18 protein-coding genes are annotated in these 24,742 nt (G+C 72.4%); 8 read left to right on the forward strand and 10 right to left on the reverse strand.

The window, feature by feature from the left end:
- Positions 1-135 precede the first annotated feature (135 nt).
- Positions 136-3,681: a S8 family serine peptidase gene (locus tag GA0070618_RS02650; RefSeq protein WP_197701713.1), complete on the forward strand. Its 3,546-nt coding sequence runs from the start codon at positions 136-138 to the stop codon at positions 3,679-3,681.
- A gap of 60 nt (positions 3,682-3,741) precedes the next feature.
- Here GA0070618_RS02650 and GA0070618_RS02655 read toward each other — a convergent pair whose 3' ends face one another.
- The 5 genes from GA0070618_RS02655 to GA0070618_RS02675 form a co-directional block, all read right to left on the reverse strand.
- Complete coding sequence (locus GA0070618_RS02655; RefSeq protein ID WP_088985239.1) at positions 3,742-4,317, reverse strand: Uma2 family endonuclease; 576 nt, start codon at positions 4,315-4,317, stop codon at positions 3,742-3,744.
- 76 nt (positions 4,318-4,393) lie between these two features.
- Positions 4,394-5,950, reverse strand: coding sequence for a signal recognition particle protein (ffh, locus tag GA0070618_RS02660; RefSeq protein ID WP_088980201.1), 1,557 nt, complete (start codon positions 5,948-5,950; stop codon positions 4,394-4,396).
- A gap of 248 nt (positions 5,951-6,198) precedes the next feature.
- Complete coding sequence (locus GA0070618_RS02665) at positions 6,199-8,496, reverse strand: [protein-PII] uridylyltransferase (protein ID WP_088985240.1); 2,298 nt, start codon at positions 8,494-8,496, stop codon at positions 6,199-6,201.
- Positions 8,497-8,509: 13 nt separating this feature from the next.
- Positions 8,510-8,848 carry a P-II family nitrogen regulator gene (locus tag GA0070618_RS02670; protein ID WP_172900363.1) on the reverse strand — a complete coding sequence of 113 codons (339 nt, stop codon included), beginning with the start codon at positions 8,846-8,848 and terminating at the stop codon, positions 8,510-8,512.
- A 25-nt stretch (positions 8,849-8,873) separates the two neighbouring features.
- Positions 8,874-10,247, reverse strand: a complete 1,374-nt coding sequence (locus tag GA0070618_RS02675; RefSeq protein ID WP_088980203.1) for an ammonium transporter — start codon at positions 10,245-10,247, stop codon at positions 8,874-8,876.
- Between the two features lie 237 nt (positions 10,248-10,484).
- Between GA0070618_RS02675 and GA0070618_RS02680 the strand changes: the two genes are divergently transcribed.
- Positions 10,485-11,201 carry a hypothetical protein gene (locus tag GA0070618_RS02680; protein WP_143740373.1) on the forward strand — a complete coding sequence of 239 codons (717 nt, stop codon included), beginning with the start codon at positions 10,485-10,487 and terminating at the stop codon, positions 11,199-11,201.
- A gap of 107 nt (positions 11,202-11,308) precedes the next feature.
- Here GA0070618_RS02680 and GA0070618_RS02685 read toward each other — a convergent pair whose 3' ends face one another.
- Positions 11,309-12,097 (reverse strand): aminoglycoside phosphotransferase family protein, encoded by a 789-nt coding sequence (locus GA0070618_RS02685; protein ID WP_088980205.1) that lies wholly within the window; start codon positions 12,095-12,097, stop codon positions 11,309-11,311.
- Positions 12,098-12,178: 81 nt separating this feature from the next.
- Positions 12,179-13,363 (reverse strand): signal recognition particle-docking protein FtsY, encoded by a 1,185-nt coding sequence (gene ftsY, locus GA0070618_RS02690; RefSeq protein WP_088980206.1) that lies wholly within the window; start codon positions 13,361-13,363, stop codon positions 12,179-12,181.
- A gap of 148 nt (positions 13,364-13,511) precedes the next feature.
- On the opposite strand from ftsY, the gene GA0070618_RS02695 reads away from it, so the two are divergent.
- From GA0070618_RS02695 to GA0070618_RS02715, 5 genes are all read left to right on the forward strand, one after another.
- On the forward strand, positions 13,512-15,221 hold the full coding sequence (locus GA0070618_RS02695; protein WP_088980207.1) for an alkaline phosphatase D family protein: 1,710 nt from the start codon (positions 13,512-13,514) through the stop codon (positions 15,219-15,221).
- 23 nt (positions 15,222-15,244) lie between these two features.
- A complete protein-coding gene (locus GA0070618_RS02700) occupies positions 15,245-15,697 on the forward strand; it encodes a MarR family winged helix-turn-helix transcriptional regulator (RefSeq protein WP_231931580.1) in 453 nt (150 codons plus the stop codon).
- A gap of 105 nt (positions 15,698-15,802) precedes the next feature.
- On the forward strand, positions 15,803-17,422 hold the full coding sequence (locus GA0070618_RS02705; RefSeq protein ID WP_088980208.1) for an MDR family MFS transporter: 1,620 nt from the start codon (positions 15,803-15,805) through the stop codon (positions 17,420-17,422).
- An 11-nt stretch (positions 17,423-17,433) separates the two neighbouring features.
- Positions 17,434-17,928 (forward strand): universal stress protein, encoded by a 495-nt coding sequence (locus tag GA0070618_RS02710; RefSeq protein ID WP_088980209.1) that lies wholly within the window; start codon positions 17,434-17,436, stop codon positions 17,926-17,928.
- 52 nt (positions 17,929-17,980) lie between these two features.
- The gene (locus tag GA0070618_RS02715; protein WP_088980210.1) at positions 17,981-18,496 is read left to right on the forward strand and encodes a DinB family protein; all 516 of its coding nucleotides are present in this window, start codon (positions 17,981-17,983) and stop codon (positions 18,494-18,496) included.
- A 119-nt stretch (positions 18,497-18,615) separates the two neighbouring features.
- On the opposite strand, the gene GA0070618_RS02720 is transcribed toward GA0070618_RS02715, so the two are convergent.
- The 3 genes from GA0070618_RS02720 to GA0070618_RS02730 all read right to left on the reverse strand — a co-directional run bounded on the left by GA0070618_RS02720 (position 18,616) and on the right by GA0070618_RS02730 (position 23,287).
- Complete coding sequence (locus GA0070618_RS02720; RefSeq protein ID WP_088980211.1) at positions 18,616-19,236, reverse strand: HAD-IA family hydrolase; 621 nt, start codon at positions 19,234-19,236, stop codon at positions 18,616-18,618.
- Positions 19,236-22,835 (reverse strand): chromosome segregation protein SMC, encoded by a 3,600-nt coding sequence (smc, locus tag GA0070618_RS02725; RefSeq protein ID WP_088980212.1) that lies wholly within the window; start codon positions 22,833-22,835, stop codon positions 19,236-19,238. Before smc ends, GA0070618_RS02720 begins: the two co-directional genes overlap by 1 nt.
- Before the next feature lie 257 nt (positions 22,836-23,092).
- Positions 23,093-23,287 carry a hypothetical protein gene (locus tag GA0070618_RS02730; RefSeq protein WP_088980213.1) on the reverse strand — a complete coding sequence of 65 codons (195 nt, stop codon included), beginning with the start codon at positions 23,285-23,287 and terminating at the stop codon, positions 23,093-23,095.
- A 372-nt stretch (positions 23,288-23,659) separates the two neighbouring features.
- Between GA0070618_RS02730 and GA0070618_RS02735 the strand changes: the two genes are divergently transcribed.
- Positions 23,660-24,715 carry a CAP domain-containing protein gene (locus GA0070618_RS02735; protein ID WP_088980214.1) on the forward strand — a complete coding sequence of 352 codons (1,056 nt, stop codon included), beginning with the start codon at positions 23,660-23,662 and terminating at the stop codon, positions 24,713-24,715.
- The last annotated feature ends 27 nt before the right edge of the window (positions 24,716-24,742 follow it).

Here is a 24,742-nt window from a genome sequence, read left to right on the forward strand (position 1 = left end):
AGATTTATTTATTTAAGCCTGTCTTGATGTCGGGGGCACGCGGGATCAGGATGCACCGGTGGATCCCGGGCTGTCCGGGCTCTTCTCCTCGCCTCACAAAGGAGCGTCACAACCGTGTCACCACGAAGATGGCGTGTGGCAGCGCTCGGTCTCGCGGTCGGTCTGACCATCCCGGTCGGTGCCGTCGGGCACCCCGCCTCGGCCGCGCCGGACCAGGCCGGCACCGCGCGGGCGGTGACCGCCAAGGTCGACAAGAAGGTCACCAAGCGGATCGCCGACACCGGCAAGTCGGCCTTCTGGGTCTTCCTCGACAGCCAGGCCGACCTGACCACGGCGACGAAGCTGCGCACCAAGGCGGAGAAGGGCGCCGCCGTGCTGCGGGCCAAGACCGCCCACGCCGAGCGCAGCCAGGCCGGAATCCGTAGCCTGCTGACCAGGCGGGGGGCCGAGTTCACGCCCTTCTGGCTGGTCAACACCATCCACGTCACCGGCGACGCCAAGCTCCTCGACGAACTGGCCACCCACGGAGACGTCCGCGAGATCGTCGCCGACGACCCGGTGAGCATCCCCACGCCGCTCCCCGGCCAGACCGTCGCGACGGTGGACGGCATCGAGTGGAACATCGACCGGATCAACGCCCCGCAGGTCTGGAACGAGCTGGGCGTCCGGGGCGAGGGTGTCGTCATCGGCGGTATCGACACCGGGGTCAACTACCTGCACCCCGCGCTCAACGCGAGCTACCGGGGCCGGGCCGCCGACGGCAGCTACGACCACAACTACAACTGGTTCGACCCGTCCGGCTCGTGCAGCACCGACGAGCCCTGCGACAACAACGACCACGGTAGCCACACCATGGGCAGCATGGTCGGCCTGGACGGCGAGAACGTCGTCGGCGTCGCCCCGAACGCGAAGTGGATCGCCGCCAAGGGCTGCGAGTCCAGCTCCTGCTCGCGGACCTCGCTGCTGGCCTCCGGGCAGTGGATGCTCGCCCCGACCGACATCAACGGCGCGAACCCCCGGCCGGACCTCGCGCCGGACGTCATCAACAACTCGTGGGGCAACACCACCTACGACCCGTGGTACGCCGAGACCGTCTCGGCCTGGGTGGCCGCCGGCATCTTCCCGGCGTTCTCCAACGGCAACAGCGGGCCCGGCTGCAACACCTCGGGCAGCCCCGGCATGTACTCGATCAGCTACAGCTCCGGCGCGTTCGACGTGAACAACGCGATCGCCAGCTTCTCCAGCCGGGGCACCGGTGAGAACGGCGAGATCAAGCCGAACATCGCCGCTCCGGGCGCGAACGTCCGCTCGTCCACCCGCACCGGCTACGGCTCGTTCAGCGGCACCTCGATGGCCTCGCCGCACACCGCCGCCACGGTGGCCCTGATGTGGTCGGCCTCCCCCGCCATCCACGGCGACATCGCCGCCACCCGGGCCATCCTGGACCAGACCGCCATCGATGTCGACGCCCTCACCTGCGGCGGCACCGTCGAGAAGAACAACGTCTTCGGTGAGGGCCGGCTCGACGCGTACGCGGCGGTCGACGCCACCCCCCGCGGCGCGCTCGGCACCGTGGACGGCCACGTCACCTCCGGCGGCGCGCCGCTCGCCGGGGCCACCGTGACCGTGACCGGCCCGATGACCCGCACCGGCACCACCGCCACCGACGGGTCGTACGGGTTCGACCGGCTCATGGTCGGCGACTATGCCGTGACGGTCAGCAAGTTCGGCTACGTCACCGCCACCGGGCAGGTGACGGTCACCGAGAACCAGACGGTCAACAAGGACGTCGTCGTCGAGCAGGCCCCCTCGGCCACGCTCAGCGGCACGGTGAGCACCTCGGCCGGGCCGGCGGCGGGCGCAGCCGTCAGCGTGCTGAGCACCCCGCTCACCGCCACCGCCGACGCACAGGGCAACTACTCGGTCACCGTCCCGCAGGGCAGCTACGAGGTGCGCTTCACGCACGCCTACCGGTGCGCGGACGCGGTCACCCAGTCGACGACCGTCGACGCCGACACCGACCTGGACGTCACCCTGCCCGACCGGGTGGACAGCTTCGGGTACGCCTGCGGCGCGGCCGGCGGCACCTTCACCCCCGGCACCGAACTGCTGAACGTCACCGGCGACGACCGGGCCACGACGGTCTCCCTGCCCTTCCGGGTGCCGCTGTACGGAAAGTCGTACCAGGACGCCTGGGTCAGCACCAACGGTGTGCTGGGCTTCGGCACCTCCTCCACGAACCGGGTCAACACCACGATCCCCAGCACGGTCGCCCCGAACCTCGCCCTCTTCCCGTTCTGGGACGACCTCTACGTCGAGACCGACTCGGCGATCTACACCACGGTCGGCGGCAGTGCCCCGCGCCGGACCTTCACCGTGGAGTGGCGCAACGTGGCGATCTACGCCAATCGCAGCCAGCGGCTGACGTTCAGCGCCACGATCGGCGAGGACGGCTCGGTCGTCTACCGGTACAAGGACATCGCCGGCACCGGCGACGAGACCGGCACCGGGGCCACCATCGGCCTGGAGAACTCCGACGGCACCGCCGGCTTCCTCTACTCCTTCAACACCGGCGCGGTCGCCGACGGCACCGCCATCGCGTTCCGCACCACCCGCACCGGCGTCCTCTCCGGCGTGCTCACCGACGCCAACGACGGGCTGCCGCTGGCCGGGGCGACGGTCACCGCCACCGTCGGCGACACCACGGTCAGCGACACCTCGGACGCCAGCGGGCGGTACCTCATCCAGGCCCCGGCCGGCACGGTCGGGCTGAGCCTGGCCCAGCCGAACTACGAGACCTCCACCGCCACGACCACCCTGGCCGCCGGCGCGCTGGAGACCCGGTCGGCGGCGCTGCGCACCGCCCGGATCGGCGCCAACGCCACCAGCCTCACGGTGACCGCTCCGGCCGGGCAGACCCGCGGCCGGTCGATCGCCCTGAGCAACACCGGGTCGCTCGGCACCGACGTCACGGTGACCGAGCTGGACGCCGACGGGTTCCCGGCGGACCTCGGCTGGCTGGAGCTGTCCGGCACCACCGCCACCGTGGCGGCCGGCGGCCGGCACACCGTCGGGGTGACGGTCCGCACCGCCGGGCTGGCCCCGGGCAGCCACCACCAGGCGAAGGTGCAGATCAGCTCGGCCAGCGGCCGGAAGCCGGTGATCGTGCTACCGGTCACCCTGGTCGTGCCGAGCTACGCGCTGGCCGTCGACGCCGGGGGCACCGCCGGCCGGATCGACGTCGAGGGGCAGACCTGGTCGCCCGACCAGGCGTACTCTGCCGGCAAGGCGGGCTACCTGGGCACGTCGAGCCGCCGGACCACCAGCACGACGATCACCGGCACCAACGACCCGGCCCGCTTCGCCACCCAGCGCGAGGGGATGTACGAGTACCGCATCGACGGGCTCGCCGACGGCTGGTACACCGTCGAGCTGGACTTCGCCGAGGTCAAGACGCAGCGGCCGGACAAGCGCGTCTTCGACGTGCTGCTGGAGGGCCAGGAGGTGCTGCCGTCGCTGGACGTGGCCGGTGAGGTCGGCAGCTACGCCGCGCTGAGCCGCACGTACACCGTCCAGGTGACCGACGGGCAGCTCAACGTCCGGTTCGTCACGCACGCCGGCTACGGCCAGCCGATCGTCAACGCCCTCCGGGTGACCAACCGCCCGGACCTCGGCGTCTGACCTGAGGTGAGGTGAGTGGGGCCCGGCCGAGCGGCCGGGCCCCACGTCGTCGTACGCGGATCAGGCGCCCCGCTCCAAGACCGCCCGCCGTCGGGCGGTCCACGCCGGCAGGTCCATCGTCACCTTCCACGGCCGGTCGATGGTGACCAGACCGTCGGTCTCCACGCTGGGTTCGTAGCCGCCCTTCGGACTCAACAGGAGTTCGGTGAGCGTGATCTTCTCGCGCAACGGGTCGATGACCCAGTACGCCGGCACGCCGGCAGCGGCGTAGAGGCGGGCCTTGTCGTACCGGTCACGGATGGTGGAGTCCGGGGAGACGACCTCGACAGCGAGCACCGCGTCCTGCACGGGCACCGGCGACCGGTTGGCCTGCTCGACCCGGATGACGACCACATCAGGACGCGGTTCGTTCCGTCGGTCGACCGCCAGTGACTGGTCCATGCTGACGAAGTAGTCGTCCGGGCAGTGCAATTCCAAGGCGAACATGACCCGAGCACAGATGAACTGGTGTAGCGGGGTGGGGGACGGCACGATCAACCTTCCGTTGACCAACTCGTACGGAAGGTCCTTCGGCAGGTCGTCGAGGTCGTCGACCGTCCACTCCGACCGCTCGGGCAGGATCGGCACCGAAGTCATGGAGGTCTCCTTCCAGGGGACCTCGCCACCGTACGCGTCCATCCGATCACCCTAGGTCATCGACACCCCGTCAGCCCTACTTGCCGTCGCCCTTGCCGAGCTTGTTGAAGTCGATCTTCGGAAGCTTGAAGCCCGGGGGCAGCCCGCCCTGCCCGCCCAGGTCGTTCGGGTTCATCCCCGGTGGGAGCTGGGGCATGCCTCCCGGGAATCCACCGGGCATCCCGACGCCGGCACCGGCGCCGGTACGCGGCCGGTTGCCGCCCTTGGTGCCCTTGCGCTTGTTCTTCGGGCTCTTGGTGGCCTTGCGCCGCCCCCCGCCGGGCAGCCCCATCATGCCGCCCATCTGCTTCATCATCTTCTGCGCGTCGGCGAAGCGGTTGAGCAGCTGGTTGACGTCCATCACGGTGACACCGGAGCCGTTGGCGATACGCGCCCGCCGGGAACCGTTGATGATCTTCGGGTTGGTGCGCTCGGCCGGGGTCATCGAGCGGATGATCGCGGTGACCCGGTCGAAGTGCTTGTCGTCCAGCTCGGCGAGCTGGTCCTTCATCTGCCCCATGCCGGGCATCATGGCCAGCACGTTGGCGATCGGGCCCATCCGGCGGACCGCGATGAGCTGGTCGAGGAAGTCCTCCAGGGTGAACTGCTCGCCGCCCATCAGCTTGGCGGTCATCTTCTCCTTCTGATCGGCGTCGAAGGCCTGCTCGGCCTGCTCGATCAGAGTGAGGACGTCGCCCATGCCGAGGATGCGGCTGGCCATCCGGTCCGGGTGGAAGACGTCGAAGTCCTCCAGCTTCTCGCCGGTGGAGGCGAACAGGATCGGCTGCCCGGTGACCTCCCGGACGCTCAGCGCGGCGCCACCCCGGGCGTCGCCGTCGAGCTTCGACAGCACCACACCGGTGATGCCGACGCCGTCCCGGAACGCCTCGGCGGTGCGGACCGCGTCCTGGCCGACCATCGCGTCGATGACGAAGATGACCTCGTCGGGGTCGACCGCCTCCCGGATGTCGGCGGCCTGCTGCATCATCTCGGCGTCGATACCGAGTCGACCGGCGGTGTCGACGATGACGACGTCCCGGGCCGCCCGCCGGGCGTGCTCGATCGAGGCGCGCGCCACCTGCACCGGGTCACCGGTGCCGTTGCCGGGCTCCGGAGCGTAGACCTCGACGCCGGCCCGGCCACCGAGGACCTGGAGCTGCCCGACGGCGTTGGGACGCTGGAGGTCGGCGGCGACCAGCAGGGGCTGGTGCCCCTGGGCCTTGAGCCAGCGGGCCAGCTTGCCGGCGAGGGTGGTCTTTCCGGAACCCTGGAGCCCGGCCAACATGATCACGGTCGGCGGCTGCTTGGCGAACTGGAGTCGCCGCCCCTCGCCACCGAGGACGGCGATCAGCTCCTCGTTGACGATCTTGATGATCTGCTGGGCCGGGTTGAGCGCCTGGGAGACCTCGACGCTGCGCGCCCGCTCCTTGACGTTCGCGATGAAGCCCTTGACCACCGGCAGCGCGACGTCGGCCTCCAGCAGCGCCAACCGGATCTCGCGCGCGGTGGCGTCGATGTCGGCGTCGGTGAGCCGCCCCTTGCCGCGGAGCTTGGTGAAGATCCCGGAGAGGCGGTCACTCAAGGTGTCAAACACGCGAACATCCCGTTTGTCAGTGTTACGGCGGGCACAACGCGGCCGGGAAACAAGGGCCGGCCACCGTTAGGGTAGCCCGCCGCCGGTACCCACGCCTCCGGCCGGGCACGGCCGGACCACGCCCAGGTGGTTGCAGGGGGCCCTTGCTCGTCAGAATGCGGTAACAGGGTGCCCCTGCAAACACCCACCACCGCACGTCACCCACGGCGCAGCCCCCGGCACCGCGACCCCCGGCACCGCGACCGCTCTCACACGGCGGCGAGGACGGTGGCTTCCAGGTGGGCGCGCATGGCGTCGTCCGGGCCGTTGCCGACCAGGTAGAAGGCGTCCACCACGTCCCCGCCGAGGGTGGAGATGCGGGCCGCCCGCACCTCGACACCGGCCGCGTCCAGCGCGCTGGTCACCCGGTAGAGCAGTCCGGCCGCGTCGGCCGCCCGCAACTCCAGCACCACGGCGTCGGTCGCGGCGTCCCGGTGCCAGACCACCCGGGGGGCCGCGCCACCGGTCCGGGCGGCCAGGGCCCGACCCCGCAGCCGCTGGATGACCGAGACGTCGCCGACCACGGCGCGGCGCAGGTCGGCGGCGAGCGCGACCGGATCCGGCGGCAGCCCGTAGCGGGGCTGGACTCGGCAGGTGACCAGGGCCCGCCCGTCGACCGTGGCGGCGTCGGCGGCGACCACCTCCAGCCGGTGCAGGGCCAGGCAGCCGGCCACGGTCGCGAGCAGGCCGCGCCGGTCCGCCGCGGCCACCGCCACCGTGTCGGCGGTCAGGTGGACGACCGGCAGCGGCTCCGCCAGCAGCGCCGGGTCCGGGGCGGGTGGCGCGGGCAGGGCTCCGGTGTCCAGCGCGGTGCGGACCCGGCCGACGAGGCCGGCGACGAGGCGTCCCTTCCACTCCGACCAGGCAGCCGGCCCGGTGGCCGCGGCGTCCGCCCGGACCAGGGCGTGCAGCAGGTCGAGGGTGGCCACGTCACCGACCGCCTCGGCGACCCGGGTGATGGTCACCGGGTCGTCCAGGTCCCGCCGGGTGGCCACGTCCGGCAGGAGCAGGTGCAGCCGGACCAGCGTGCCGATCAGCGCCACCTCGGCCGGGGGCAGCCCGACCCGGGTCGCCACCGCCTCGGCCAGCGGCGCGCCGAGCACGCTGTGGTCGGCGACCGCCGGACCGTGCCCCTGGGCGTCGGCGCCGTCGCCGGGCAGCCCCTTGCCGATGTCGTGCAGGAACGCGCCGAGGAGCAGCAGGTCGGGGCGGTCCACCTCGCGGGCGAACCGGCTCGCCTCGGCCGCGGCCTGCACCAGATGCCGGTCGACGGTGTACCGGTGCACCGGGTTGTGCTGCGGCAGGCTGCGCAGTCGGGGCCACTCGGGCAGCCAGGCGTCGACCAGCCCGTACCGGTCGCAGGTCTCCCAGGCGGCGACCAGGCCCGGACCGGCCCCGAGCAGGGTGACCAGCGCGGCGCGGGCCTCCGCCGGCCAGGGCGACGGCAGCGGTGGGCAGTACGCCGCGAGCCACTCGCAGGTGGCGCGGGCGATGGGCAGCCGGGTGGTCGCCGAGGCGGCGGCGACCCGGAGCGAGAGAACCGGGTCGGGGCGGGGTCCGATGGCGGTACGAGCGAGCACCAGCTCACCGTCGTGCTCGACCACGTCCCGGGCGACCGGACGGCGCACCGGCCGACCGTCGGTGTCCCGTCGTCGCCGGACGCGCAGCCGGTCGGCGGCCCGCCAGGCGTCGTCGAGCGCGTGGCTGACCGTGCGGGCGTCCCCGGCGACCCGGCGCAGCAGGGCGTCCCCGTCGTCCAGGTCGAGCAGCCGGGCCACCCCGGCGCGTTCCTGCGCGAGCAGCCGGTCGACCCGCCGGCCGACCTGCTGGTGCAGGGCGTCCCGGGTGTCCAGCAGCCGCAGGTGGGCGGCCCGGACCGCCGGGCGCAGCGCGTCGGTGAGCCCGGCGGTGGCGATGGCCCGCAGGATGCCCACGTCGCGCAACCCGCCGGCGGCCTCCTTCAGGTCCCCCTCCAGCAGGAAGGCCAGTTCGCCGTGGGTCTGCCAGCGGCTCTCGGTGACCTCCCGCAATGCGGGGAGCTGCCGGAGGGCGGTGCGCCGCCACTGGTCGGCGGCGGTGCGGACGAGTTCGTCGGCGACGCCCCGGTCCCCGGCGACGTACCGGGCGTCGAGCAGACCGAGCGAGACCTTGACGTCGTCCAGGGCCACCGAGAGCGCCTCGCCGACGGTGCGTACCGAGTGGTCCAGCCGTACCCCGGCGTCCCAGACCGGATACCAGATCGAGGCGGCCAGGTCGTCGACGCCGGACACGCCGGTGTGCACCAGCACCAGATCGAGGTCGCCGTGGGGTGCGCACTGCCGGCGACCGAGACCACCGACGGCGACCAGCGCCACGCCCTCCCGATCGGGCAGCAGGGTGCGCAGCCAGCGGTCGTGACGCTCGGCCCGTTCGCGCCTGGCGGCCTCGCCGACGCCGACGACCCCGCCGACTGCGGGAACCGGGCCGCCGGGGGCGGCGGTCGGATCCGGTGTGGTCGGCGGGGTCATCATGGGTCGGCGATCAGAGGGCGTCGAGGCCGCGCTCGCCGGTACGGACGCGGACGACCTCCTCGACGGCGGTCACCCAGACCTTGCCGTCGCCGATCTTGCCGGTGCGGGCGGCGCCGACGATGGCGTCCACGACCTTGTCGACGTCGATCTCGTCGGTGAGCACCTCGACCCGGATCTTGGGCAGGAACTCGACCGTGTACTCGGCACCCCGGTAGACCTCGGTGTGCCCCTTCTGCCGGCCGTAACCCTGGACCTCGCTGACGGTCAGGCCGGCCACGCCGAGGGCGTGCAGGGCCTCCTTCACCGCGTCCAGCTGGTACGGCTTGATGACCGCGGTCACCAGCTTCATGTCCAACCCTTCCATCGCAGAAACGTTAGCCCGCGACCTTCTCGCCGACTCCGGTGGTGGGTGCGGGCTCGGCTGCCTTCGGCGGCGTCGTCGCCGTCGGGGTGCCGATGCCGGCCATCGCGAACGCGCCACCGGCGCTTCCGCCAGAGGGCGAGAGGTCGTAGCCGCTCTCCGCGTGTTCGGTGATGTCGATGCCGTTGACCTCGTCCTCGGCGGAGATCCGGAAGCCGATGGTCTTCTGGATGACGAAGCCGAGGGCGAAGGCCACCACGAAGGAGTAGACCGTGACGATCAGGGCGCTGAGGGCCTGCACGCCAAGCTGGGTGACCCCGCCGCCGTAGAAGAGGCCCTCGTCGGTGACGAGCGAGCTGACCGAGCTGGTGCCGAAGAGACCGATCCAGAGGCAGCCGATCCAGCCACCGACGAAGTGCACGCCGACCACGTCGAGGGAGTCGTCGTAGCCGAGCTTGTACTTCAGGCCGACGGCGAGGGCGCAGACCGCACCGGCGACGACGCCGAGCAGGACCGCCGCCCACGGGGCGACGAACGCACAGGCCGGGGTGATGGCGACCAGGCCGGCGATGGCACCGGAGGAGGCACCCACCAGGGTCGGCCTGCCGTCCCGGATCTTCTCCACGACCAGCCAGCCGAGGACGGCGGCGGCGGTGGCGACCTGGGTGTTGAGGAAGGCGATCGCGGTGGTCGCGTCAGCGGTCAGCTCGGAACCGGCGTTGAAGCCGAACCAGCCGAACCAGAGCAGACCGGTGCCGAGCGCCACCATCGGGACGTTGTGCGGCTTCATGGCCTCCTTGGGCCAGCCGAGCCGCTTGCCGAGCACCAGCACCAGGGCCAGCGCGGCGGCACCGGCGTTGATGTGCACCGCCGTGCCACCGGCGAAGTCCAGCGCGCCGAGGCCGGCCCCGATGAAGCCGCCGCCCCACACCCAGTGCGCGACCGGGAAGTAGACCAGGGTCGCCCACCCGAAGGCGAAGAGCAGCCAGCCGGAGAACTTGGCCCGGTCGGAGATGGCACCGCTGATCAGGGCGACCGTGATGATGGCGAACATCATCTGGAAGGCCATGAAGACGTAGAGCGGGATGCCGGTCTCGCCCCACAGGTCGGTTTCGGCCATGAACGTCTTGGTGCCGAGGTACTGACCGACGTCACCGATGACGCCGCCCTGGTCGGTACCGAAGGCCATGCTGAAGCCGTAGAAAAGCCAGAGGACACTGACGAGTCCCATGGCCGAGAAGCTCATCATGATCATGTTGAGCACGCCCTTGGACCGGTTCAGACCGCCGTAGAACAGCGCCAGACCCGGTGTCATGAGCAGCACGATCGCACTCGATATCAGCAACCACGCGGTGTTGCCGGTATCGATCGTCGGTGCTTCAGGCACGCTGGCCTCCTAAAGGTGAGGTTCCCTCCTTCACGGCTTCCGGGGCAGCGTCGCCCGTACGCCGGATGCGCGAAAGAATCCGCCCCGGCTGTTTCACCTTCGGTCCCGGCCCGGTTTCCGGTCGGTCACGGGTTGTTTCGGACGTGTGAAGAAGTCCGCGCCCAGGCGTGTCCGGTGGACCAGCGCGAGCCGAGGCGACGGCGGGGACCGCCGCAGGCCGTGCCCTAAACTGCATAGATGGGAATGAGGTCGTGGGTGCGGCGTCGGCGGGTGCTGCGGAAGTTCAGACCCTGGACGCGGCCGAGGTCGATGGCCGGCGACAAGGCTGAACGGGGCATCGAACTCCTGACCCGCACCCTCGGCCCCTGGCACCCCGGCACCGTGGAGGCCCGGAGGAAGCTGCGGTTCTGGCTGCTGGAGGAGGGCGACCGGGCCGCCGCGATCCGCCTCGCCCAGACGGAGGTCGACGACCGGACGGCGGCACTCGGCGCGGACCACCCCGACACCCTGGCCGCCCGCTGGGAAATGATCTCCATCGCGTCGAAGACTCTCGACTGGCCCACGGTGATCGCCGAGACACGGCGTCTCGCCGATGACCGGGCCCGGGTGCTCGGCCCGTACCATCGCGACACGCTCAGCGCGCGGCACTTCGTCGGCTACTACCTGAGGGACAGCGGGGCGACCGCCGAGGCGGTGCAGGTGTTCACCGATGTCCTCGCCGACCTGGAGGCCCTGGAGCGTCCCCCGGAGAAGGAACTGCGGGGAGCCTGGGTGGGCCTGGCCTACGCGCTGGAGCGTCACGGCGACGTCGAACGGGCCCTCCACTACGTGGAGAAGGAGCTCGCCGCCGAGCAGGTCACGGTCTATCCCGAGGACGAGAACCTCGGGCAGTACCACCTGACGATGCTGCGGGAATGGCGCGACCGGCTCCGCGGCAAACAGGCCGCGCGCTAGCGTCCTGAGTCCTCGATCCGTTCCCCGGTCGCCGCCGCCATAGACCGGCTTCGCCGTGACGTTGCGCGCCTGACACCGGACCGACAGGAAACCACGGACTCAGGGCACTAGCGCAGCGCCCACTCCAGGGCGTGCCGTTCGTAGTCGAGCAGGCGCAGGTCGCGCATGGGGCGACGGAGGTGACCCTTGTGCACGATCCGGACGAACGCCGGATCCCCGGCGGCGGCCATCCGGCGGATGCCCTCGACGTGGTCGACGATCCGCTTGCGGATGGTCCGGATCAGCCGGTGCCGGTCCCGGGGGATCAGCCCGTACGCGTCGGCGAAGAGGCGCAGCCGGCGCGGCCGGTCGGGGCGTTTCCAGCCGAGGGTGTAGGAGTCCCGGTCGGAGAAGATCGGCACCCAGGTCCAGGCCGCGTACGCCACGTCGTAGATCCGCGCGCCGGGTGAGGCGAGGTCGAAGTCGATCAGCCCGAGGGTGCCGTCCGGCCGCCAGATCACGTTGTGCGGGGCGGCGTCGTGGTGACAGATGACCTCGGTGTCCGGCGGGGGCGGCCCGAAGGAGCGCCAGACCGCGCCGGGCGGCGGGACGAAACCGTACTGGGCGTCGTGGAACATCCGCAGCATCGTCGCCACCGTCACCAGCGCCTCGTCGGTGACCCAGTGCGGGGCGAGCGGGTACTCCCCGCACTCCCCCTCCAGGTACGACAGGACCTCCCGGTTGCGCTCGTCCATGCCGTACGCCCGGGGTGCGCCGGTGAAACCGACGTACTCCAGGTGGCGCAGGAGGGCGTGCACGGCCGGGGTCCACGGTCCGGCGTTGCGCCGGACGGTGTCGCCCACCCGGACGACGGTGCTGACGTTCCCGCCGTGCAGCGGGATCTCCTGTGCGGTCACGTACGGTCTCCCGAGGCCCGGTGCCGGCTGGTGGTGCCCACGCCCCCCGGTGGGAGGGTGTTCGTCGGTGGTCACCCGAGGTTACGCGTCCCGGGCGAGCGGCTCGGTGCCGAGCAGCGCGTCGACGAACTGCGTCGGCTCGAACGGGGCCAGGTCGTCCTTGCCCTCGCCCAACCCCACCAGCTTGACCGGAATGCCGAGTTTGCGCTGGACGGCGATGACGATACCGCCCTTGGCGGTGCCGTCGAGCTTGGTGAGCGCCACGCCGGTGACGTTGACCACCTCGGTGAAGACCCGGGCCTGCTCCAGGCCGTTCTGGCCGGTGGTGGCGTCCAGGATGAGGAGCGTCTCGTCGATCGGGCCGTGCTTCTCCACCACCCGCTTGACCTTGCCCAGCTCGTCCATCAGGCCGATCTTGTTCTGGAGCCGACCGGCGGTGTCGATCAGGACGGTGTCCACCCCGGTGGCGATGCCCCGCTTGACCGCGTCGAAGGCGACGCTGGCCGGGTCGGCCGCCTCCGGGCCGCGTACGGTCTCCGCGCCGACCCGGCCGCCCCAGGTCTCCAGTTGGTCGGCGGCGGCGGCCCGGAACGTGTCGGCCGCGCCGAGGAGCACGCTGCGGCCGTCCGCGACCAGCACCCGGGCGATCTTGCCGCAGGTGGTGGTCTTGCCCGCGCCGTTGACCCCGACCACCAGCACCACCGCCGGCATGCCCTCCTTCGGCGCGGTGCGCAGCGAGCGGTCCAGCGTCGGGTCGAGTGCGTTGACCAGCTCGGCGGCGAGCAGGGCACGCAGTTCGGTGGCGCTGCGGGTGCCGAGCACCCGGGTCCGCTCGCGGAGCCGGTCGACGATCTCCCGGGTGGCGTCGATGCCGACGTCGGCGGTGATCAGGCTGTCCTCGATCTCCTCCCAGGCGTCCTCGTCCAGGTGGTCCCGGCTGAGCAGGCCGAGCAGGCCCTTGCCGAAGACGTTCTGCGAGCGGGACAGGCGGGAGCGCAGCCGGACCAGTCGCCCGGCGGTCGGCTCGGGCACCTCCAGCGGCGGCACCTCCACCACCGGCGGGACCTCCACCAGGGGCGGCTCCACCACGACCCCGGTGGGCGCCTCGACCGGTGGGGCGACGGGCCGGTCCTCGACCCGGGTGGGTGCCTGCGCCTCCGGCAGCCGGGGCTCCGGCCGCCGCCGCAGCTTCGGCACGACCAGGCCGGCGACCGACAGGAGCAGCACACCGAGCAGGACCAGTGCGACTACGAGGTAATCCGCCATGTGGAAATCCTGTCAGATGCCGCCACCGTCGGCTCAGCCACCGCGCCCGATCCCCGGCCGAGCTGCGGTGACCTCCGGCGGGAGGTGTGCGTGTCCGAGCCGGCGGCAGGGTAGAAATGGTGAGCCCATCTCGCCCCGGAGGTCTTCCATGCCCAGTCCCCGCCTGCTCATCGGCCCGTTGCTACGACGGGTCGTCGGCACGCGGGCCACCGTCTGGGTGGAGACCAGCGCCCCCGCCGTGGTCCGGGTCCGCACCGCCGACGGGGCCGAGGGCAGCGCGTCCACCTTCAGCGCGTACGACCACCACTACGCGCTGGTCGTGGTGGAGGGGCTCACCCCGGACCACACGTCGACGTACGAGGTGCTGGTCGACGACGAGGTGGCCTGGCCGGAGCCACGCAGCCCGTTCCCGCCGAGCGTGATCCGCACCCGGGCCGCCGACGACCGGGACCAGCCGGTCCGCCTGGTCTTCGGCTCGTGCCGGGAGACCACCCAGCACTCCACCGCCCGGAAGCTGCCGCCGGACGCGCTGGACGCGTACGCCCGGCGGCTGATGGCCGACGCGGACGGTCCGGACCGCCCCGACCTGCTGGTGCTCCTCGGCGACCAGGTCTACGCCGACGAGACCTCGCCCACGGTGCGGCGGTTGCTGCGCCGACGGCGGCGACGGCCGGCGGGCGCGCCGACCGACCAGGTGGTCAGCTTCGACGAGTACACCAAGCTCTACCTGGAGTCGTGGCGCGACCCGGAGATCCGCTGGCTGCTCTCCACCGTGCCGAGCGTGATGATCTTCGACGACCACGAGATCATCGACGACTGGAACACCTCCGCCGCCTGGCGGGCCGAGATGCGCGAGCAACCCTGGTGGGCCGAGCGGATCGGCAGTGGCCTCGCCTCGTACTGGGTCTACCAGCACCTGGGCAACCTCTCGCCGGACGAGATCGCCACCGACCCGCTCTACACGAAGGTCGTCGCCGCCGGGGACGCCACCGAGGTGCTGCGCGAGTTCGGCCACCGGGTCGACACCGAGTCCGACCTGGCGCACGACACCGAGCGCTGGCGCGCGGTGCAGTACCAGTGGAGCTACGCGCTCGACCTCGGCCGGACCCGGCTGGTGATGCTGGACAACCGGTGCAGCCGGGTGCTGGAACCGGCCCAGCGGGCGATGCTCCCGCCCGGCGAGTGGGCCTGGTTCGTCGACCGGGCGCACGGCGTCTACGACCACCTGGTGGTCGGCTCGTCGCTGCCCTGGCTGCTGCCCCCGGGCATCCACCACGTGGAGGCGTGGAACGAGAAGCTCGCCTCCTCCCGCCGGCCCTGGGTCGCGAACGCCTCAGAGAAGCTGCGCCGGGCGCTGGACCTGGAGCACTGGGCCGCCTTCCAGCGCTCCTTCGACGCGCTCGGGGCCCTCTTCGCCCGGATCGGCACCGGCTCCCCCGGCACGCCCGGGGACCGGGTCGGAGCCGGGCCGGCGTACGCGCCACCGGCCTCGATCAGCGTGCTCGGCGGGGACGTGCACCACTCGTACGTGGCGCGGGCGCGCTTCGGCGACGGCATGGTGACCCCGGTGCACCAGCTCACCTGCTCGCCGATCCACAACCAGGTGCCGGCCGGGATGCGCCCGTTGATGCGGCTGGGCTGGTCGGCGGGGCCCTCGGCGATGGTCCGCGCGCTGGCCCGCTCGGCCGGGGTACGCCGCTCGACGGTGCGGTGGCGCAAGCTCAACGGCCCGTACTTCGGCAACGCGGTCGGCACCCTGCTGCACCGGGAGCGGGAGGCCGAGGTCACCATCGAGGGCACCACCAGCGACGGCAGGCTGCACCCGGTGGCGTACCGGCGACTGACGAGGGAACGCTGAGCGGGGCACCGTACCCTCGTGGCGTGGACGATCAGCTGCCGGAGCCGCTACGGACGGTGGAGCACGAGTTGACCACCCTGCTGCGCCGGGGTCGGACGGTCTCCTGGGGGCTGGTCAAGGAGGTGCACCCGCACCTCGAGCCGAACAGCTACAGCCTCCTGCTCTGGCTGCGGCGCAGCGGGTCGACCCGGCTGACCGACCTCTCCAGCCGGCTCGGGGTCGGCAAGGGGACGCTCAGCCGGCAGATCCGGGGGTTGGAGGCGCTCGGGCTGGTCCGCCGGGAGCCGGATCCGCTGGACCGCCGCGCCGCCCAGCTCAGCCTGACCGAGGAGGGGCAACGCCGCTTCGACGCGGCGCGCGGGACCCGGCTCGACGAGCTGGAGCGGGCCCTGGACGACTGGCCGACGGAGGACCTGGCGGAGTTCGCCCGACTGCTGCGGCGGTTCAACGAGAGCTGGACTCCCGAGCGGGGCTGAGGCACGACTCACACCGGGAACAGGTCCCCGCCTCCGAAAGTTGTTGCTTCAGGCAACCAACGATACGGTTGCCCTGAACAACTTCTCGCCCCCGGAGGTATCACCATGTCCCAGGCCGCCGCGCCACCACGGACGACCCCGGTCGAGATGACCCACCGCCAGGTCCTGGAGGCCCTCTCCGGCCTGCTGCTGGGCCTGTTCGTCGCGATCCTCTCCTCCACGGTCGTCTCGAACGCGCTCCCCCGGATCATCACCGAGCTGCGGGGCGGGCAGTCCGCGTACACCTGGGTGGTCACCTCGACGCTGCTCGCCACCACCGCGACCACCCCGATCTGGGGCAAGCTCGCCGACCTGATGAGCAAGAAGGCGCTGGTCCAGATCTCGCTGGTGATCTACGTCTTCGGCTCGGTGCTGGCCGGGCTCTCCCAGTCCACCGGACAGTTGATCGCCTGCCGGGTGGTCCAGGGCATCGGAGCCGGCGGCCTCACCGCGCTGGCCCAGGTGATCATGGCCACGATGATCGCGCCCCGGGAACGGGGCCGGTACAGCGGCTACCTCGGCGCGGTGATGGCGGTCGGCACCATCGGCGGCCCGCTCATCGGCGGCGTCATCGTGGACACCTCGTGGCTCGGCTGGCGCTGGTGCTTCTACGTCGGCGTGCCGTTCGCGATCGCCGCCCTGGTGGTGCTCCAGAAGACCCTGCGCCTGCCCGTGGTCCGACGCAAGGCGAAGATCGACTGGTGGGGCGCGACCCTGATCACCGCCGCCGTCTCGCTGCTGCTGGTCTGGGTCTCCCTGGCCGGCGACCGGTACGCCTGGGCCTCCTGGCAGACCGTGGCGATGGTGGGTGGGGCGCTGCTGCTCGGCGCGCTGGCGATCCGGGTCGAGACCCGGGCGGCCGAGCCGGTCATCCCGCCGAAGCTGTTCCGTAACCGCACCATCACCCTGGCGACGGTGGCCAGCGTCGCGGTCGGCGTCGGCATGTTCGGCGCGTCGGTCTTCCTCGGCCAGTACTTCCAGATCAGCCGGGGCCAGAGCCCGACCATGTCCGGCCTGATGACCATGCCGATGATCCTCGGTCTGCTGGTCTCCTCCACCCTGACCGGCCGGATCATCACCCGGACCGGCCGTTGGAAGCGGTACCTGGTGGCCGGCTCGGCGCTGCTCACCCTGGGTTTCGCCCTGATGGGCACGGTCCGCTACGACACGAACTTCTGGCTGCTCAGCGTCTACATGGCGGTCATCGGTGTCGGCGTGGGCATGACCATGCAGAACCTGGTGCTGGCGGTGCAGAACACCGTGGGCACGCACGAACTGGGCGCGGCCAGCTCGGTGGTGGCCTTCTTCCGCAGCCTCGGCGGCGCGGTCGGCGTCTCCGCGCTCGGCGCGGTGCTCGGCCACCGGGTGCAGGGCTACCTCGCCGACGGCCTGGCCCGGCTCGGCATCCCGACCGGCGGCGCGGCCGGCGGCGGGACGCTGCCGGACGTGCACACCCTGCCCGGCCCGGTGCGCATCGTGGTGGAGAGCGCCTACGGCCACGGCGCCGGGGACATCTTCCTGGTCGCCACCCCGTTCGCCCTGATCGCGCTGATCGCGGTCTGCTTCATCCGGGAGGTGCCGCTGCGGCGGCACAACGAGCCGCTGGCCGAGGAGGTCGAGCGGGAGTCGACGGTGGCCACCGGGGCCGGCGCGGCGGTGGTCCGCGTCTCCGGCGAGCGGAACTGAGGGGCCGGGCCGTGGGCGTCGGAGCGCCGGACCGGGAGGAGTACGGCCCCCGGTCCCGGCCACTGCCCTTCGAACGTGGCACGGACGGGCCCCGGGTGGTCCTGGTCGGTGTGGACGGCACCCGGACGTCGCTGCGGGCCGCGTCGTACGCGGCGGGGCTCGCCCGGCGGCAGGGTGCCGCCCTCGTCGTGGTCTTCGTCCACTCCCCCACCCTGTACACCGCGCTGGCCGACGGCGTGGTGGCCGGGGTGGTGCAGCGTACCCACGACGACCTCGCCGCCGACCTGCGCGAGGAGTGCCGCCGCGAGGCGGAGAGCCTGGGCCTGCCGGTCACCTTCCTGTCCCGGCGCGGCGACGCGTACGCCGAACTCTCCGCCGCCGCCGACGAGACCCTCGCCGACCTGGTCGTGGTCGGTGCCTCCGAGCAGGCCGGGCACCGCCTGGTCGGTTCCGTCGCCACCCGCCTGGTCCGCGCCGGCCGCTGGCCGGTCGTGGTGGTGCCCTGACCGCCGGCAAATCCGGTCGCCCGTTGTCACCCCGAGCGGCCAGGATGACCGGATGACCTGGAGAGCACCGCAGATCACCCGTACCCCCGAACCTCTCGTCGGTGACGAGCGCACCATGCTGGAGGGCTGGCTCGACTACCACCGGCAGACGTTGCCGCTCAAGTGCGCCGACCTGACCGCCGAGCAGCTCCGCACGCCCAGCGTGGAGCCGTCCGGGTTGACCCTGCTCGGCCTGGTGCGGCACATGGCCGAGGTGGAGGCCTGGTGGTTCCGGGAGAACGCCGCCGGGGAGACGGTCGACTACCCGTACTTCACCGAGGCGAATCCGGACGCCGACTTCGACGTGACCGACGCGGACGCCGAGGCCGACCTGGCCGTCTTCCATCGGCAGGTCGAACTGGCCCGGGCCGCCGCCGCGGGACGGTCCCTCGACGAGACCTTCTCCGACCGGCGCGGTCGGGAGCGAAACCTACGCTGGGTGTACGTCCACATGATCGAGGAATACGCCCGGCACAACGGCCACGCCGACCTGATCCGCGAACGCATCGACGGGGTCACCGGCGACTGACCCACCCTGACCCGCCGGGACGGGCGCGCGGCGATGCCGCCGTCCGGAGACTGTCGAGCTGCCCCGTCCGTGCGTCCGGCCGCCCGAGACGGTCGGCGGTCGGCGGTCGGCGGTCGGCGTCAGTACGCGAGCGCGGCCCGGACGTACCGCAGCCCCTCCGGCCCGCTCCACCGGTACGCCGACAGTCCGGCGACCCGGGCACCGCTGATCATCCGGTCGTCGTCGTCGACGAAGAGAACCCGGTCCGGCGGGGTGCGCAACGCCTCGCAGGCGGCCCGGAAGTACTCCTTCGCCGGCTTGTGCACGCCGAGCGCCGAGGAGTTGACCACGGCGTCCAACTCGTCGGTCAGGCCGAGTGCCGCGAGGTCGGCGTCGAGCAGGTCGGTGGCGTTGGTGGCCAACCCGACCGGGATCCCGGCGGCCCGCACCTCACGGACGAAGGCGAGCACGTCCGGGTCCACCTCACCCCGGTACGCCTGCCACTCCGCCACCGCCGCCCGGGCCCGTTCGGCGTCCACCGACTGGCTGGCCAGGGCGTCGGCCACGCTGGTCATCCAGTCGGCGTGGCTGACCTGCCCCACCAGCACCGGCTGGAGCCGTCCCCACTGCATGGCGATGTCGCCGAGCACGCCGGGGGTCAGCCCGTACCGTCGTTCCACCCCGGCCGCCACCGCCGGATCCCAGCGCCGCAGGACGCCGTCGAAGTCCACCAGGAGCGCCGTCGCGCGTTCCCGAGCCACTACTGAATCTCCTCGCTGCCGCGGAGCGGCTGATCCTTGAGCCGTTGGCTGATCACCTGGGTCACGCCGTTGCGCATGGTCACCCCGTACAGGGCGTCGGCGACCTCCATCGTCCGTTTCTGGTGGGTGATGACGATCAGCTGGCTCTTCTCCCGCAACTGTGCCATCAGGGTGATCAACCGGCCCAGGTTGACGTCGTCGAGGGCCGCCTCCACCTCGTCCATGATGTAGAACGGACTGGGCCGGGCCCGGAAGATCGCCACCAGCATCGCCACTGCGGTCAGCGACCGCTCGCCGCCGGAGAGCAGCGAGAGCCGCTTGATCTTCTTGCCGGGCGGCCGGGCCTCCACCTCCACGCCGGTGGTGAGCAGGTCGTCCGGCTCGGTGAGCACCAGCCGCCCCTCGCCGCCGGGAAAGAGCACCGTGAAGACCTGCTGGAACTCCCGGGCGGTGTCCTCGAACGCGCTGGCGAAGACCTCCAGGATGCGGTCGTCGACGTCCTTGACCACGGTGAGCAGGTCACGGCGGGTGGCCTTGAGGTCCTCCAACTGCTCGGAGAGGAACTTGTACCGCTCCTCCAGGGCGGCGAACTCCTCCAGGGCGAGCGGGTTGACCTTGCCGAGCAGGGCCAGTTCGCGTTCCGCCTTGGCGGCCCGCTTCTCCTGCGCCGGACGCTCGTAGCGCACCGGCTCGGGCACCGGCGTCCCGTCCCGCTCGGCGGCGGCCACGTCCGCCTGGGTGGGGGGCACGGGCTGGTCCGGGCCGTACTCGCCGATCAGGGCGGCCACGTCCAGCCCGAAGTCCTCGGCGGCCTTCGCCTCCAACTGCTCGATGCGCAGCCGCTGTTCGGCGCGGGCCACCTCGTCCCGGTGCACCTGGCTGGTGAGCCGCTCCAGCTCCGCGCCGAGCCGCTTGGCCGCGCCGCGTACCTCGGAGAGCTCGGCCTCCCGCGCGGCGCGTTCCCGCGCCACCGCGTCGCGGTGCTCCTCGGCCCGGGCGATCGAGGTGGCCAACCGGGCCAGGGTCTCGCGGGCGCCACCGGCCACCGCGCGGGCGATGGCCGCTCCCCGGGTACGCGCCGCCCGGCGGGCCGCCGCGCGTTCCCGCGCGGCCCGTTCGGCGCCGGCCTGCCGGCGCAGCGAGTCGGCCCGACCGGCGATCGAGGAGACCCGCTCCTCGGCGGTCCGCACCGCGAGCCGGACCTCCATCTCGTTCTGCCGGGCCTGGGGCACCATCGCGGCCAGCTGGTCGCGTTCCTCACTCGACGGTTCGGCGTCGATCGGGGTGGCCTCGGCCAGCCGGAGCCGTTCCTCCAGTTCGGCGAGGGTGGCGAGGTCCCGTTCGCGGGCCGCCTGGGCCCGGGCCAGGGACTCGCCGAGCCGGTCGGTCTCCCCCTTGGCGCTGCGGGCGGCGGCCCCGAGTTCGGCCAGCCGCCGGGCGGCGGCGTTGCGGTGGCTTTCCGCCTCCCGCTTGGCGGCGGCGGCGTGCTGCACCGCCTCCTTCGCGCCGGCCACCTCGGCCCGCGCGTCCACGAGCTGCTCGCGCAGCTCGGCACTGGCCTGCTCGGCGGCGAGCCGGTTCGACCGGGCCTCCTCGACGGCGGCGGTCACCTCGATGAAGCTGGGCGCCTTCGCCGAGCCGCCGGCCGCCGCGTACGCCCCGACCACGTCGCCGTCCGGGGTGACCGCCCGCAGCTCCGGGTTGGCGGCGACCGCCTCGGCGGCGACGGCGAGGTCGTCGACGAGTACCACGTCCCGCAGCGCCCGGTGCACCGCCGGACGGAGCTGCGCCGCGCACTCGACCAGGTCGGGCGCCCAGCGGGCGTTGTCGGGCAGTTTCGGACGCAGCGCGTCGGCGGGTCCGTCCATGCCGGGTCCGGCCGGGCTGCCGACCAGCAGTCCGGCCCGGCCGGCGTCGGAGATCTTCAGCAGCCGCATCGCCTCGACCGCCTCGTCGACCCCGGTCACCGCGACCGCGTCGGCCAGTCCGCCGAGCGCGGCGGCGAGGGCCGCCTCGTGACCGGGGGCGACGGTGAGCAGCCCGGCCAGGCTGCCGAGCAGGCCGGGCACGTCGCCGGCCCGGGCGAGCAGCGCACCCGCGCCGTCCTTGCGGCGCAGGCCGAGGGCGAGCGCCTCCTCCCGGGCCTTCCAGGTGGCGGCGTCCTTCTCGGCGGACCGTTCGGCGTCGGTCAGGGCACGGACGCCGGCCTGCGCCTTCTCGTGGGCGGCGACCGCCTCGGCGTGCCGGGCGTCCAGCTCGGCGTTGTCCCGGTCCGCCTCGGTGGACTGCTCGGCCACCGCGTCCAGCTCGCCCTGCGCCTGCTCGGCGCGCGTCATCGCGTCGGTGTGGGCGGCGGCGAGGCGCTCGATCTCCTCCCCGGCGCTGGTGGTCCGGGCCCGGGCGGAGTTGACCTGGCCGGTGAGCCGGGCCAGCCCCTCGCGCCGGTCCGCGATGGCCTTCGCCGCGGCGACCAGTTCCCGCTCGGCGGCGGCGAGCTGCCGTTCCAGCTCCTGACGGTGCTCCACCGCCTCGGCCAGGCGGACCTGGTCCTCGGTGAGTGCCGCGCGCAGGTCCTCCTCCTGCTCACGGACCCGCTCCGCCTCCGCCTCCAACTGGTCCGGGTCGCGGCCGGGACGCTCGTCGTCGGGCGTGGTGCTGAGGTGCCGCAGTCGTTCCCGGGCGAGTTGCTCGATCGAGCGGAACCGCTCGGAGAGCGCGGAGAGCTTGTACCAGGTGTCCTGGGCGGCGGCGAGCAGCGGCGCATCCTCGGCCAGGGCGCTCTCCAGCTCACCGAGGCGCTGCTGCACCTGGGTGTGTTCCTCCTCGACCTGCTCGCGGCGCTCGCGCAGGGCGGCCTCGTCGGCGATCTCCCGGTCGAGCGTGGCGCGCAGGGTGGCCAGGTCGTCGGCGAGCAGCCGCAGCCGGGCGTCGCGCAGGTTGGCCTGGATGGCGGCGGCCCGGCGAGCCACCTCGGCCTGCCGGCCCAGCGGTTTGAGCTGACGGCGCAGCTCGGCGGTGAGGTCGGTGAGCCGGTTGAGGTTGGTCTGCATCGCGTCGAGCTTCCGCAGCGCCTTCTCCTTGCGCTTGCGGTGCTTCAGGACGCCCGCGGCCTCCTCGATGAAGGCCCGCCGGTCCTCCGGCTTGGCGTGCAGCATGCCGTCGAGTCGGCCCTGGCCGACGATGATGTGCATCTCCCGGCCGATGCCGGAGTCCGACAGCAGCTCCTGGATGTCGAGCAGGCGGCAGGAGTCGCCGTTGATCTCGTACTCGCTCTCGCCGGAGCGGAACATCCGGCGGGTGATGGAGACCTCGGTGTACTCGATCGGCAGCGCGCCGTCGGTGTTGTCGATGGTCAGGGTCACCTCGGCCCGGCCGAGCGGGGCCCGGCCGGCGGTGCCGGCGAAGATGACGTCCTCCATCTTGCCGCCGCGCAGCGCCTTGGCGCCCTGTTCGCCCAGCACCCAGGCGATGGCGTCGACGACGTTCGACTTGCCGGAGCCGTTCGGCCCCACCACGCAGGTGATGCCCGGTTCCAGCTTGAGCGTCGTGGCGGAGGCGAAGGACTTGAACCCCTTCACCGTCAGGCTCTTGAGATGCACCTTCTCGATCCTCGTCCGGTGGCCGCCGTACCGTCGCGGGCTGCCGCGCCGGGCTCGGTTGCCGTGCCGTCGGGGGCCGCGCGGACCTGGTCAACCCGCAGAGTAACCCGCTGCCGGACGGGCCGGCGCATGCGACCCACCCTGCGGCGGGCCGGAGGACGGACGGTGAACGGGCAGTGCACAGAGCTGCGCGCCGGCACATACGTGTCGGCGCGCGTTTTCTTTCTGCTGCGATTCAGTTTTCCGGTGACCGGAGATCAGGTCAGCGCGGGCTCGGCCAGCCGGAGCAGGTCGTCCGCCTCCGACGCCGCCGCCACGAGCCGATCGTTCTCGGCCCGCAGACGCGTGATCTCGAACTCCAGTGCCTGAACCCTGGCACGCAGCCGGGTGACCTCGTCGAGCAGGCGCCGGTCGGACGCCGCACCAACGTGGCCGTACAGGGCCTTCGCCATTTTGAACTCCTCGATATGCGCTGCCGGAAAGGCCGGCCAACGCGCGCCCACTGGTTCGCGGCTACCATGCCGAGGAAAATTCGGGCATGGCCGGGCGCGACTGGCGACACCTATATATTGGGCCGCCAACCCCCCGTTCGTCAAGTTCACGCAGGCCGTGGATCATCACCGTGTCAACCCGAATGTCACTCGGGTCGCCATCAGGCACGGACGGCCAATGTCCGGACCGCATCACTGTAACTCCGCAGCGTTCCGAAGCGGTTACCTCGCGAACACGTTTCGCCTTAACTCTTCCTTAGCGGCATTGCCGCTGTTCAGGCCCGCGCCGTAGCGTCACCCCGGCCCGTGAACCCGACCCGTGGAGGCACAGGAGTGTACGGCTGGACCGACCCGATGGAACCGGACCGCGCCGAACGGCGCCCCGAGCCGCCGACGGAGGAGCCACCGTACTGGGACAACGGCCGCCCGATGCCCCGATCGGCGTACCTGTTCGGAGACGAGCCGGAGGAGCCGACCACCGGCCGGCACGACGGGCCACCTGCCGGCCACCGGCCCGGGGAGCGGCGCGACGGCTACGCATGGGCCGGTGAGACGCACCACGTCCCGCCGGTCGATCGGAACCGGACCCGCCCCGGCCCGGACGTCACGGTCCCGCACCGCAGCGTCGGCGGACCGGCCGGCGACGGCCGCCACCGCTCGCGTCGCCGCTTCCCCCGTCCGTTCCTGGTCGTGGGCGCCGCTGCGGCGGCCACGCTCGTGGTGGCCGTCGGCGTCGGCGCGGTACTGCTGCCCGACGACGAACCGCCCACCACCGTCACCGCCGAGGAGGTGCCGGTGGCCCCGCCCCTGCCCGGCTCCGACCTGTCCCCCTCGGCGTCGGCCAGCACCAGCCCGTCCCCCCGGTCGGCGAGCCCGCCCCCCTCGCCGAGTCGCAGCGTCAAGCCGACACCGATTCCGAGCCGCACCACCGCCCCCTCGCGGCGCACCGTCGAGCGGAGCACGGCCCCGACCACCCGGGCCACGACCGCCGCCGCCCCGGCCACCGGCGGCAGCGAGCAGGCCCAGGTCGTCGCCCTGGTCAACGCCGAACGGGCCAAGGCCGGCTGCGGCGCGGTCAGCGTCGACGCCAAGCTCACCACCGCCGCACAGCGGCATAGCGAGGACCAGGCGGCCACCCGGAAGATGTCGCACACCGGCAGCGACGGCAGCAACGTCGGCGACCGCCTCGACCGGGTCGGCTACGACTGGCGCGGCTACGGCGAGAACGTCGCCTGGAACCAGCAGACCCCGGCCGCGGTCATGTCCGCCTGGATGAACAGCTCCGGCCACCGGGCCAACATCCTGAACTGCGCGTTCACCGAGATCGGCGTCGGAGTGGCGCGCAGCAACGGTCCGTACTGGACGCAGGTCTTCGGCACTCCCGGCTGACCTTCCCCGCCGCCGGTGCCGCACGCC

This window comes from Micromonospora echinospora (assembly GCF_900091495.1).
GTDB lineage: Bacteria > Actinomycetota > Actinomycetes > Mycobacteriales > Micromonosporaceae > Micromonospora > Micromonospora echinospora.

What these genes read in the sequence shown, in the direction of transcription:
- GA0070618_RS02665 (WP_088985240.1), bottom strand. Translation starts at nt 8,496, where the DNA reads ATGACCCCGCCGACCACACCGGATCCGACCGCCGCCCCCGGCGGCCCG.
- GA0070618_RS02680 (WP_143740373.1), top strand. Translation starts at nt 10,485, where the DNA reads ATGGGAATGAGGTCGTGGGTGCGGCGTCGGCGGGTGCTGCGGAAGTTC.
- GA0070618_RS02705 (WP_088980208.1), top strand. Translation starts at nt 15,803, where the DNA reads ATGTCCCAGGCCGCCGCGCCACCACGGACGACCCCGGTCGAGATGACC.
- ftsY (WP_088980206.1), bottom strand. Translation starts at nt 13,363, where the DNA reads ATGGCGGATTACCTCGTAGTCGCACTGGTCCTGCTCGGTGTGCTGCTC.
- GA0070618_RS02670 (WP_172900363.1), bottom strand. Translation starts at nt 8,848, where the DNA reads ATGAAGCTGGTGACCGCGGTCATCAAGCCGTACCAGCTGGACGCGGTG.
- GA0070618_RS02715 (WP_088980210.1), top strand. Translation starts at nt 17,981, where the DNA reads ATGACCTGGAGAGCACCGCAGATCACCCGTACCCCCGAACCTCTCGTC.
- GA0070618_RS02695 (WP_088980207.1), top strand. Translation starts at nt 13,512, where the DNA reads ATGCCCAGTCCCCGCCTGCTCATCGGCCCGTTGCTACGACGGGTCGTC.
- GA0070618_RS02730 (WP_088980213.1), bottom strand. Translation starts at nt 23,287, where the DNA reads ATGGCGAAGGCCCTGTACGGCCACGTTGGTGCGGCGTCCGACCGGCGC.
- GA0070618_RS02655 (WP_088985239.1), bottom strand. Translation starts at nt 4,317, where the DNA reads ATGACTTCGGTGCCGATCCTGCCCGAGCGGTCGGAGTGGACGGTCGAC.